This is a genomic window from Enterobacter adelaidei (assembly GCF_041937165.1).
Taxonomy (GTDB): Bacteria; Pseudomonadota; Gammaproteobacteria; order Enterobacterales; family Enterobacteriaceae; genus Enterobacter; species Enterobacter adelaidei.
On the sequence record NZ_CP154353.1, the window covers coordinates 4387597 to 4399909 of the forward strand.

Annotated in this window: 8 protein-coding genes, 2 tRNA genes and 1 rRNA gene; 2 read left to right on the forward strand and 9 right to left on the reverse strand. The window is 54.2% G+C overall.

What is annotated here, in order from left to right:
* Window positions 1–114 precede the first annotated feature (114 nt).
* From AAHF05_RS21335 to pepQ, 7 genes are all read right to left on the reverse strand, one after another.
* A tRNA-Ala gene (locus tag AAHF05_RS21335) sits at window positions 115–190 on the reverse strand.
* A 42-nt stretch (window positions 191–232) separates the two neighbouring features.
* Window positions 233–309, reverse strand: a tRNA-Ile gene (locus AAHF05_RS21340).
* Between the two features lie 69 nt (window positions 310–378).
* Window positions 379–1918: ribosomal RNA gene (locus tag AAHF05_RS21345) — 16S ribosomal RNA — on the reverse strand.
* Window positions 1919–2273: 355 nt separating this feature from the next.
* Window positions 2274–2819 carry a menaquinone-dependent protoporphyrinogen IX dehydrogenase gene (hemG, locus tag AAHF05_RS21350; RefSeq protein ID WP_028018162.1) on the reverse strand — a complete coding sequence of 182 codons (546 nt, stop codon included), beginning with the start codon at window positions 2817–2819 and terminating at the stop codon, window positions 2274–2276.
* Window positions 2820–2829: 10 nt separating this feature from the next.
* Entirely contained in the window at window positions 2830–4281 is a 1452-nt protein-coding gene (gene trkH, locus AAHF05_RS21355) for a Trk system potassium transporter TrkH (protein WP_023309600.1), read from the reverse strand.
* A 41-nt stretch (window positions 4282–4322) separates the two neighbouring features.
* Window positions 4323–4937, reverse strand: coding sequence for an IMPACT family protein (locus AAHF05_RS21360; RefSeq protein WP_028018163.1), 615 nt, complete (start codon window positions 4935–4937; stop codon window positions 4323–4325).
* Window positions 4937–6268 carry a Xaa-Pro dipeptidase gene (gene pepQ / locus AAHF05_RS21365; protein ID WP_028018164.1) on the reverse strand — a complete coding sequence of 444 codons (1332 nt, stop codon included), beginning with the start codon at window positions 6266–6268 and terminating at the stop codon, window positions 4937–4939. Before pepQ ends, AAHF05_RS21360 begins: the two co-directional genes overlap by 1 nt.
* Before the next feature lie 190 nt (window positions 6269–6458).
* Here pepQ and fadB point away from each other — a divergent pair, with 190 nt between their 5' ends.
* Window positions 6459–8648 carry a fatty acid oxidation complex subunit alpha FadB gene (fadB, locus tag AAHF05_RS21370; protein ID WP_129325093.1) on the forward strand — a complete coding sequence of 730 codons (2190 nt, stop codon included), beginning with the start codon at window positions 6459–6461 and terminating at the stop codon, window positions 8646–8648.
* A 9-nt stretch (window positions 8649–8657) separates the two neighbouring features.
* Window positions 8658–9821: an acetyl-CoA C-acyltransferase FadA gene (gene fadA, locus AAHF05_RS21375; RefSeq protein WP_028018166.1), complete on the forward strand. Its 1164-nt coding sequence runs from the start codon at window positions 8658–8660 to the stop codon at window positions 9819–9821.
* Window positions 9822–10003: 182 nt separating this feature from the next.
* Here fadA and fre read toward each other — a convergent pair whose 3' ends face one another.
* Window positions 10004–10705: an NAD(P)H-flavin reductase gene (gene fre, locus AAHF05_RS21380; protein WP_008501516.1), complete on the reverse strand. Its 702-nt coding sequence runs from the start codon at window positions 10703–10705 to the stop codon at window positions 10004–10006.
* 43 nt (window positions 10706–10748) lie between these two features.
* The gene (gene ubiD / locus AAHF05_RS21385) at window positions 10749–12242 is read right to left on the reverse strand and encodes a 4-hydroxy-3-polyprenylbenzoate decarboxylase (RefSeq protein WP_028018167.1); all 1494 of its coding nucleotides are present in this window, start codon (window positions 12240–12242) and stop codon (window positions 10749–10751) included.
* Window positions 12243–12313: the final 71 nt, after the last annotated feature.

A 12313-nucleotide genomic window follows, 5' to 3' on the forward strand; every position in this document is an offset into this window, starting at 1 on the left:
CATTAACTGTGTGTCGTTTCAATTTTCAGCTTGATCCAGATTTTTAAAGAGCAAAACTTCGCAGTGCACCTTTTCAGGTTCACTCTGAAGTTTTCTTGGGTTCGCAGTAAAGGATGGTGGAGCTATGCGGGATCGAACCGCAGACCTCCTGCGTGCAAAGCAGGCGCTCTCCCAGCTGAGCTATAGCCCCATCGTTTGCAATCTCTGTACCGCTCATCCTTTAAAAGGAGTTTGGTAGGCCTGAGTGGACTTGAACCACCGACCTCACCCTTATCAGGGGTGCGCTCTAACCACCTGAGCTACAAGCCTGCAGAGATTTTTACTGCTGTTTTTCATCAGACAATCTGTGTGAGCACTGCAAAGGCAGGTTCTTTAAGGTAAGGAGGTGATCCAACCGCAGGTTCCCCTACGGTTACCTTGTTACGACTTCACCCCAGTCATGAATCACAAAGTGGTAAGCGCCCTCCCGAAGGTTAAGCTACCTACTTCTTTTGCAACCCACTCCCATGGTGTGACGGGCGGTGTGTACAAGGCCCGGGAACGTATTCACCGTAGCATTCTGATCTACGATTACTAGCGATTCCGACTTCATGGAGTCGAGTTGCAGACTCCAATCCGGACTACGACGCACTTTATGAGGTCCGCTTGCTCTCGCGAGGTCGCTTCTCTTTGTATGCGCCATTGTAGCACGTGTGTAGCCCTACTCGTAAGGGCCATGATGACTTGACGTCATCCCCACCTTCCTCCAGTTTATCACTGGCAGTCTCCTTTGAGTTCCCGGCCGGACCGCTGGCAACAAAGGATAAGGGTTGCGCTCGTTGCGGGACTTAACCCAACATTTCACAACACGAGCTGACGACAGCCATGCAGCACCTGTCTCAGAGCTCCCGAAGGCACCAATCCATCTCTGGAAAGTTCTCTGGATGTCAAGAGTAGGTAAGGTTCTTCGCGTTGCATCGAATTAAACCACATGCTCCACCGCTTGTGCGGGCCCCCGTCAATTCATTTGAGTTTTAACCTTGCGGCCGTACTCCCCAGGCGGTCGATTTAACGCGTTAGCTCCGGAAGCCACTCCTCAAGGGAACAACCTCCAAATCGACATCGTTTACGGCGTGGACTACCAGGGTATCTAATCCTGTTTGCTCCCCACGCTTTCGCACCTGAGCGTCAGTCTTTGTCCAGGGGGCCGCCTTCGCCACCGGTATTCCTCCAGATCTCTACGCATTTCACCGCTACACCTGGAATTCTACCCCCCTCTACAAGACTCTAGCCTGCCAGTTTCGAATGCAGTTCCCAGGTTGAGCCCGGGGATTTCACATCCGACTTGACAGACCGCCTGCGTGCGCTTTACGCCCAGTAATTCCGATTAACGCTTGCACCCTCCGTATTACCGCGGCTGCTGGCACGGAGTTAGCCGGTGCTTCTTCTGCGGGTAACGTCAATTGCTGAGGTTATTAACCTCAGCACCTTCCTCCCCGCTGAAAGTACTTTACAACCCGAAGGCCTTCTTCATACACGCGGCATGGCTGCATCAGGCTTGCGCCCATTGTGCAATATTCCCCACTGCTGCCTCCCGTAGGAGTCTGGACCGTGTCTCAGTTCCAGTGTGGCTGGTCATCCTCTCAGACCAGCTAGGGATCGTCGCCTAGGTGAGCCGTTACCCCACCTACTAGCTAATCCCATCTGGGCACATCTGATGGCAAGAGGCCCGAAGGTCCCCCTCTTTGGTCTTGCGACGTTATGCGGTATTAGCTACCGTTTCCAGTAGTTATCCCCCTCCATCAGGCAGTTTCCCAGACATTACTCACCCGTCCGCCGCTCGTCACCCGAGAGCAAGCTCTCTGTGCTACCGCTCGACTTGCATGTGTTAGGCCTGCCGCCAGCGTTCAATCTGAGCCATGATCAAACTCTTCAATTTAAAAGTTTGATGCTCAATGAATTAAACTTCGTAATGAATTACGTGTTCACTCGTTGAGACTTGGTATTCATTTATCGTCCGAGGACGTTAAGAATCCATGTCACTTTGAGTGCCCACACAGATTGTCTGATAAATTGTTAAAGAGCAGTGCCGCTTCGTTTTCGCTGCGGCGCGGGGTGTGCATATTACGCTTTCCCGCTACAGAGTCAAGCGTTTATTTTGCTTTTCTCTGCTGACCCGGCGGCGTGCGTGCCGTTGTTCCGTGTCAGTGGAGGCGCATTATAGGGAGTTATTCCGACGTGACAAGAGGAAATTTAAAAAAACTTTTCGTTCGCTCACTTTTCAGACTCAACGCTTATTTAACCCGCGAATCGCCCGATAAATGCGCGATTTCCCGCGCAAAACTGGCCACCTGCGACCAGTCGGTATAAACCACTTCTTTACGTGTATCGGTTTCGCCGCCGGTCATCTTCATGATCAGGCGGATCATGAAGCGGTCATACCAGCGATAGCGAGGGTAGCGCAGCGCACCAGCAAAGACGGCGCAAAGGTCTGGCTGCCATGGAGAGTTCAGCAAGAACTTGCGCGTGTAGCTGTTGGTCTGCGGCGTACGCTTCTCTGCTTTACGAGCAACCAGATTGACCGAGTAGAACGCGCCAGGCAATTTGTTGAGCACCGCGGTGTGCTTTTTCACGAAGCGATCGAGTGCCGGATGAAAATGACCGTAACGAATTGACGCGCCAATCACCACGCGATCGTAATCCTGCCAGGTAATCTGTCCGACACGATTCAGGTTCACCACATCAGAATAAATTCCCAGCTCTTTTAATTCCGACGCCAGATACGCGGCAATCTCACGCGTTTGTCCGTCTCGCGTAGAGAAAAGAATAAGTGTTTTCATCAATGGCTCCTTATTCACGCCAGAACGTTGGGGTGAACAGCACCAGCAGCGTAAAGACCTCAAGACGACCAAACAGCATATTGGCGATGAGGATCCATTTCGCGACCGGGTTCATGCTGGCAAAGTTATCCGCCACAACCCCCAGGCCTGGCCCAAGGTTATTTAATGTTGCTACGACGGATGCAAAAGCAGAGAAATCATCCACCCCCGTCGCGATGATCGCCAGCATACTGACGATAAAGACCAGCGCATACGCCGAGAAGAAACCCCACACCGCTTCGAGGATACGTTCCGGCAGTGCCCGGTTTCCCAGTTTGATACTGTAGACCGCGTTCGGGTGGACCAGACGCTTCAACTCACGGTTGCCCTGCTTGAACAGCAGAAGAATACGAATCACCTTCAGGCCACCGCCCGTGGATCCCGCGCAGCCGCCAATAAAGGCGGAGCATAACAGTAACACCGGCAAGAATAGCGGCCAGCGTGCAATGCTGTCCGTGGTGAATCCGGCCGTCGTCGCCATCGACACCACCTGGAAAAACGCCTGGTTTAACGTGGTCAACGCGGAGTTATAGACATCATGGAACCACAGCACCAGGGTACAGATGATAACCAGCGTAAGCTGAACGCCAATGAACATGCGGAACTCGGGGTCACGCCAGTACACTTTCAGGCTGCGCCCGCTGAGTAAAGAGAAGTGCAAACCGTAGTTACAGCCGGAAATCAGCAGGAAAATAGCAATGATGGTGTTAATCGTAGGACTGTCAAAGTAGCCCACGCTGGCATCGTGGGTGGAAAACCCGCCGATAGCAATCGTCGCAAAGCTGTGTCCGATAGCATCAAATGCAGGCATCCCGGCAAACCATAATGCCAGCGCACAGGCCACAGTAAGCAGGACATAAATCAGCCACAGGGTTTTCGCCGTCTCGGCAATACGCGGGCGCATCTTGTTATCTTTCAGCGGTCCGGGCATTTCGGCGCGATAGAGCTGCATCCCACCGACGCCCAGTATAGGCAGGATAGCCACCGCCAGGACGATGATCCCCATACCGCCGAACCATTGCAGCATCTGGCGATAAAAGAGAATAGCGTGCGGTAACGAATCCAGTCCCACCAGCGTCGTCGCTCCGGTTGTTGTTAAACCAGAGAACGATTCAAAAAATGCGTCCGTGATGCTCAGATTCGGTTGTTCAGAGAAGATAAAGGGCAAAGAACCGACACTTCCCAGTACCGTCCAGAACAGGACGACAATCAAAAATCCTTCGCGTGATTTCAGCTCGCCCTTCTGACGACGGTTAGGCCACCACAACAGAGAGCCGATCGCCAGCGCAACAAAGAAAGTCTGGGTAAATGCCCGCCCCGCGCCGTCCCGGTAGATAAGCGCCACCAGTCCAGGGAGAATCATCGTCCCGGAAAAGAGTATGACCAGCAGTCCAACGATTCGGGTTATGGCACGAAAATGCATCTCTGCCGCTTCCTTTGGTATTCAAAAAAGTGAGGTGGGGATTATTCTTCAATCGGCAGCAATTGCAACGAACCACGACTAAAATCAGCCAGTTTTGCTGAAAAAGCAGCCAGTTCCGCCTGAGGAAGCGCCACGCGTAATTGCACCATTGCCTGATATTCACTGTGCGCGATAACGCCGTTAAACTGCTTCAGCAACGCTTCGATACCGGATAACTGTCCGTAATCGCACAGTAAAGTATATTCTGTGAGTGGTGTTTTGCGGGTAGTTATCAGCAAATTCAGTGCCTGCTGAACTCCGCCGCCATACGCTTTAACCAGCCCACCCGTGCCTAACAGGATCCCGCCGTAGTAGCGCACCACCACGGCGGTAATTTCACCCACACCGCTGCCCATCAGCTGCGAAAGCATGGGTTTTCCGGCTGTGCCAGCCGGTTCACCGTCGTCGGAAAAGCCCAACTGCTGCGAATCGTCCGGAGGCCCCGCGACCCACGCCACACAGTGGTGACGTGCGTCAGGATGCTCCGCCCGAACAGATTCAACAAACGCCTTTGCCGCCTCTACGCCATCGGTATGTGCCAGCAGCGTAATAAAGCGGCTTTTCTTGATTTCCTCAACAAAGGTGACCGGTTCAGCCGGTATCAGCCAGCTTTCCATCAGGCCAGCTTCAGATCTCGCGTCATATTCTCGATACCGTTTTCGTGAACAACCACGTTATCTTCAATACGAATGCCACCAAACGGTTTCAGCGCTTCAATTTTTTCCCAGTTGAAGTGTTTGCTGAACTGACCTTCACGCCAGGGTGCTAACAGCGATTCGATAAAGTAGATCCCCGGTTCAATCGTCAGCACCATGCGTGGTTCAAGAATGCGGGTGCAGCGCAGGTAAGGATATTTAGACGGTGCCGCCAGGTGCGTGCCGGTATCATCCTGCATAAAACCTGCAACATCGTGAACCTGCAGACCCAACGGGTGACCGATCCCGTGCGGCATGAATGGCCCGGTCAGATCGTTCTCGACCATCGCCTCTTCGCTCATGTCTTTCACAATCTGGTGCTTACGCAACAGCTTCGCGATGCGCTGATGGAACTGGATGTGGTAATCCACGTAACTGGTTCCCGCTTTCATGGTACTGATAAGGGCCAGCTGTTCGTCATTGACGTCTTTGATCAGGTGCGCAAAGTCAGTATCCGCGTTTGCCGCCCATGTACGGGTCAGGTCAGCCGCATAACCGTTGTACTCCGCACCCGCATCCAGCAGGAAGCTGCGCATCTCCGACGGCACATGGTGATCGAGTTTGGTGTAGTGCAACACGGAAGCGTGTTCATTCAGCGCGACGATGTTGCTGTACGGCACGTCCGTATCACGGTGCCCGGTCGCGGTCAGGTAGGCCTGGTTGATATCGAACTCGCTCATACCAGACTGGAATGCTTCATGCGCGGCGCGGTGGCCGTTCACTGCCGTTTTTTGCGCTTCACGCATGCAGTAAAGTTCGTAGTCGGTTTTATATGCGCGATAGTAATGCAGGTAATCCAGCACCCCTTTCGGGTTAAGCTTGTCAGCCGGAATATCCAGGCCCAATGCACGCTCCGGAACAGGGCCAATATAGGCGATGTTGCCGCGTGCGGCGGGCAGTTGACTGCCAATGCCATCGGCTTTTGGTAATGCAATGATATCCACTTCTTCCGTCCAGAAGCTGGTCGGCAGCGGTTCCACGTTGTGCCAGTAATCGACAGGCAGATAGAACCACAATTTTGGCTTATTCACGCCATCCACCAGCAGCCAGCAATTTGGAACCTGGGTTACCGGCACCCAGGCCTTAAACTGCGGGTTGACCTTAAACGGATAAGCATGGTCATCCAGAAAAGTATTCAAAAGTTCGCCAGAGTGGATTAACAGCGCATCCAGCTTAAAGCGGGCCAGTACATCGCGGGTACGTTCCTGTAGGGTAACGATATGATTTTTATAAAGCGAAGCCAGTGAGTCCATCATTCTTCCTTTCGTTTTATTGACCTCAAGTCATCGCATCTTAGCACACCTCACTCCGGCTGCGTGATTTACACCGACCGTGATCAATGCAGCAATTTCTTAATGAGTAATTTGCATTTTATTAACATAAATTCCACACTCCGATTCATCTGGTATGACCAGATCCAATTGCTGGATTCAGGAGACTGACATGCTCTACAAAGGCGACACCCTGTACCTCAACTGGCTGGAAGATGGCATTGCCGAACTGGTGTTCGATGCCCCCGGCTCAGTGAATAAGCTTGATACCGCGACGGTGGCCAGTCTTGGCCAGGCGCTGGATGTACTTGAAAAACAACCTGAATTAAAAGGGCTTCTGCTGCGTTCGAACAAAGCGGCCTTTATTGTCGGTGCCGATATCACCGAATTCCTTTCTCTGTTCCTGGTCCCGGAGGAACAGCTGAGCCAATGGCTGCACTTTGCTAACAGCGTCTTTAATCGTCTGGAAGATCTGCCTGTCCCGACCATTTCCGCCGTTAATGGCTACGCGCTGGGCGGTGGCTGCGAATGCGTATTAGCAACTGATTACCGTCTGGCGACGCCGGACCTGCGCATCGGCCTGCCGGAAACCAAGCTGGGTATCATGCCGGGCTTTGGGGGTTCAGTGCGTATGCCGCGTATGCTGGGTGCCGACAGTGCACTTGAGATCATTGCCGCAGGCAAAGATGTTGGCGCAGACCAGGCGCAGAAAATCGGTCTGGTCGACGGCGTTGTGAAACCTGAGAAGCTTGTTGAAGGCGCACTGGCCATTCTGCGTCAGGCGATTAACGGCGATCTCGACTGGAAAGCCAAACGCCAGCCGAAGCTGGAGCCGTTAAAACTCAGCAAAATTGAAGCCGCGATGAGCTTCACCATTGCCAAAGGCATGGTGATGCAGACGGCGGGTAAACACTATCCGGCCCCCATCACCGCGGTAAAAACCATTGAAGCGGCGGCCCGCTTTGGCCGCGACGAAGCCCTGAAACTGGAAAACCAGAGCTTTGTCCCGCTGGCGCACACCAATGAAGCCCGCGCGCTCGTTGGCATCTTCCTCAACGATCAGTTCGTGAAAGGTAAAGCGAAACAGCTCACCAAAAATGTGGAAACGCCGAAACATGCGGCGGTACTCGGTGCCGGCATTATGGGTGGCGGCATCGCTTATCAGTCAGCCTGGAAAGGCGTTCCGGTGGTAATGAAGGACATCAGCGAGAAATCCCTGACGCTGGGCATGACCGAAGCGGCCAAGCTGCTGAATAAACAGCTGGAACGCGGAAAAATTGACGGGCTGAAGCTCGCGGGCGTGATCTCAACCATTCAGCCCGTGCTGGAATACAGCGGTTTTGATCGCGTCGACGTGGTAGTCGAAGCCGTCGTTGAAAATCCGAAAGTTAAAAAAGCGGTGCTGGCGGAAACGGAAGACAAGGTTCGCCTGGATACCGTGCTGGCCTCTAACACCTCTACCATTCCTATCAGCGAACTGGCAAGCGTGCTGAAGCGTCCGGAAAACTTCTGCGGGATGCACTTCTTCAACCCGGTACACCGTATGCCGCTGGTCGAAGTGATCCGTGGGGAAAAAACCTCTGACGACACCATCGCCAAAGTGGTGGCATGGGCAAGCAAGATGGGCAAAACGCCAATCGTCGTTAACGACTGCCCGGGCTTCTTCGTCAACCGCGTCCTGTTCCCTTACTTCGCCGGTTTCAGCCAGCTGCTGCGCGACGGTGCCGACTTCCGCAAAATCGACAAAGTGATGGAAAAACAGTTCGGCTGGCCGATGGGCCCAGCGTATCTGCTGGATGTAGTCGGCATTGATACCGCGCATCACGCTCAGGCAGTCATGGCGGCAGGCTTCCCGCAGCGCATGCAGAAAGACTATCGCGACGCGATTGACGCGCTGTTCGACGCTAACCGCTTCGGTCAGAAAAACGGTCTGGGCTTCTGGCGCTATAAAGAAGACAGCAAAGGCAAACCGAAGAAAGAAGAAGACGCCGCAGTGGACAGCCTGCTGGCCGAAGTGAGTCAGCCAAAGCGTGACTTCACTGACGATGAGATCATCGCCCGGATGATGATACCGATGATCAACGAAGTGGTGCGTTGCCTGGAAGAAGGCATCATCGCCAGCCCGGCAGAAGCCGACATGGCGCTGGTGTACGGACTGGGCTTCCCTCCGTTCCACGGCGGTGCGTTCCGCTGGCTGGACACGCTCGGCAGCGCCCGCTATCTCGATATGGCCCAGCAGTATCAGCACCTCGGTCCATTGTATGAAGTGCCGGAAGGTCTGCGTAACAAAGCGCGCCATAACGAACCCTACTATCCAGCAGTTGAGCCAGCCCGTCCGGTTGGCGAGCTGAAAACGGCTTAAGGAGTCACAATGGAAAAGGTTGTCATTGTTGATGCGATTCGCACCCCGATGGGCCGTTCAAAAGGCGGCGCGTTCCGTAACGTGCGTGCGGAAGACCTCTCCGCGCACCTGATGCGTAGCCTGCTGGCGCGTAACCCGGCGCTGGACCCAACCGCGCTCGACGATATCTACTGGGGCTGCGTACAGCAGACCCTGGAGCAAGGCTTCAACATCGCCCGTAACGCCTCGCTGCTGGCGGAGATCCCACATTCTGTTCCGGCGGTCACCGTCAACCGTCTTTGCGGTTCGTCAATGCAGGCGTTACATGATGCAGCACGTATGATCATGACCGGTGATGCTCAGGCTTGCCTGGTCGGCGGCGTGGAGCACATGGGGCACGTGCCGATGAGCCATGGGGTCGATTTCCACCCGGGTATGAGCCGCAACGTAGCAAAAGCGGCGGGGATGATGGGCCTGACCGCAGAGATGCTCTCCCGCCTGCACGGTATTAGCCGTGAAATGCAGGATACCTTTGCCGCACGCTCTCACGCTCGCGCATGGGCGGCGACACAGTCCGGTGCGTTTAAGAATGAGATCATCCCAACCGGTGGTCATGATGCAGACGGCGTTCTGAAGCAGTTCAGCTACGACGAAGTGATCCGCCCGGAAACCACGGTCGAAGCTCTTTCCACGCTGCGTCCGGCATTTGATCCTGTCACAGGAACAGTAACGGCAGGAACTTCGTCCGCGCTGTCCGACGGGGCTGCTGCAATGCTGGTGATGAGCGAAAGCCGTGCCCGCGAGTTAGGTTTAACCCCTCGCGCCCGGGTACGTTCAATGGCGGTCGTGGGTTGCGATCCTTCCATCATGGGTTACGGCCCGGTTCCAGCTTCGAAGCTAGCGCTGAAAAAAGCAGGATTAACCGCCAGTGATATCGACCTGTTTGAGATGAACGAAGCCTTCGCCGCGCAGATCCTGCCGTGCATTAAAGATCTGGGGCTCATGGATCAGATCGACGAGAAGATTAACCTCAACGGCGGTGCGATCGCCCTCGGTCACCCGCTGGGCTGCTCCGGAGCGCGCATCAGCACCACGCTGATTAACCTGATGGAGCGCAAAGATGCCCAGTTTGGCCTGGCAACGATGTGTATCGGGCTGGGTCAGGGTATCGCGACGGTGTTTGAGAGAGTGTAAATCAGGAAAAGTATCTCAAAGCCAATGCCGTCAGAACAAGGCGGCAAGCGAGCGAATCCCGATGAGCTTACTCAAGTAAGTGATTCGGGTGAACGAGCGCAGCCAACGCAGTTATGGCGTCATTGGCGAAGAGAGACAGTTTAGTTGCCGTTCTTCCCGCCTGTCAGGGGCGGGTTTTTTATTTAGATGAAGGCAAAAGCATCGCCGAAGAGACGGTCTTCACGCGCATCACGTTCGTTACAGAACAAGTCACGGGCAATTTTCGCCATCTCAAAACGGCCAGCGATATAGATATCGTGCCCTGCCAGTGTGCCATGATCCTGTAGCACCGCCGTCAGTACCGTACCGCTGCGTCCACGCCAGCCTTCTTCCGGCTGCTCAACCACCGGCTCTATGCGCAGGTTAGGATGGGTTACGCTCAGCGCTTCCAGTTCAGACAGGTCATAGAGATGTTTCTCTTCACGGCCACCCCAGTAAATGGTGATGTCACGGTCCGGGTTACGCGCCAGTGCGGTCAGCAGAATAGAGCGCACATAAGAGAAGCCCGTACCGCCCGCGATCAGGATCAGCGGACGGTCTTCGTCATCGCGCAGCCATGCATCACCATGAGGAATGTCGACCACAATCTCACGCTCTTTAAGAATGCGGTCCATGACGGCCATCGCATACAGGTTAAGCTCTGACGCACCAATATGAAGCTCAATAAATTCCTGCTCCGCTGGCGTTGAGGCCATAGAGAAAGGACGCTTATCACGCTCATCCATCACGACCATCAGGTACTGACCCGCGCGGAAAGAGAATGGCGCTTCTGGCACTAAACGGACGCGATATACGGTGTCGGTGATGGCATCTACCGAGGTCACTTTACAGCTTAAGGTTGTCATTCGCTCTCTCTGTCGGGAAGTCTATAGGGCTTAACGGTCAAGCTCAGGGTTTACCGTTATTCATTATGGCCAGCTCGTCCCAGATCGCGTCAATTCGCGCGGTCACTGCAGGATCTTTTTTGATCGGGCGACCCCATTCACGATCGGTTTCGCCAGGCCATTTATTGGTGGCATCCAGTCCCATTTTTGAGCCAAGACCGGAAACCGGCGAGGCAAAATCCAGGTAATCTATCGGCGTGTTTTCGACTAACACCGTATCGCGCGCCGGGTCCATTCGCGTGGTAATGGCCCAGATTACGTCATTCCAGTCGCGGGCGTTAACATCATCATCGCAGACAATAACAAACTTGGTATACATAAACTGGCGCAGGAAAGACCATACGCCCATCATCACGCGTTTCGCGTGACCAGGATACTGTTTCTTCATCGTGACCACCGCCATACGATATGAGCATCCTTCAGGCGGCAGATAAAAATCAACAATTTCCGGGAACTGCTTTTGCAGGATCGGCACAAACACTTCATTCAGCGCCACTCCCAGTACCGCCGGTTCGTCCGGTGGACGTCCGGTATAGGTGGAGTGATAGATCGCATCTTCACGCTGTGTAATGTGCGTAACGGTAAACACCGGGAAGTTATCCACTTCGTTGTAATAGCCGGTATGGTCGCCGTAAGGGCCTTCTGGCGCCATTTCACCCTGCTCAATGTAACCTTCCAGCACAATTTCCGCACTGGCCGGAACTTCGAGATCGTTAGAAATACACTTCACGACTTCGGTTTTGGTTCCGCGCAGCAGGCCTGCAAACGCGTATTCAGAGAGTGTATCCGGCACGGGGGTCACCGCACCCAGAATGGTGGCCGGATCGGCACCTAACGCGACAGAGACAGGGAAACGTTCACCCGGATGCTCAGCACACCACTCCTGGAAATCCAGCGCGCCGCCGCGATGCGACAGCCAGCGCATGATGAGTTTATTCTTGCCAATTAATTGCTGACGGTAAATACCGAGATTTTGCCGCTCTTTGTGAGGGCCGCGCGTAACCGTCAACCCCCAGGTGATCAGCGGAGCAGCATCTTCAGGCCAGCACTGCATAATAGGGATTTTGGTCAGATCAACCGCATCGCCTTCCAGCACTTTCTGCTGGCACGGCGCGCCGCGCAGGCGTTTAGTTGGCATGTTCAATACTTGCTTAAACTGTGGCAGTTTGTCGAACAGATCGCGGAAGCCTTTCGGCGGCTCTGGCTCTTTCAGAAACGCCAGCAGTTTACCCACTTCACGCAGCGCCGTAACGTCTTCCTGCCCCATCCCCAATGCAACACGACGTGGAGTACCAAACAGGTTGCACAACACCGGCATGGCGTACCCTTTCGGATTTTCAAACAGTAATGCGGGGCCACCGGCACGCAGGGTGCGGTCAGCAATTTCTGTCATCTCCAGATAAGGATCAACAGGAAGTGTAATGCGTTTGAGTTCACCCTGCTTTTCCAGCAGCGTCAGGAAGTCGCGGAGATCGTGGTATTTCATGCAGTTAGTCATGGCCTCTCTGTAAGCGCTTCATTATACGGCGTAAGCCTGCTTGATGCTGTAATTTTGTTAAATTAGCGTGA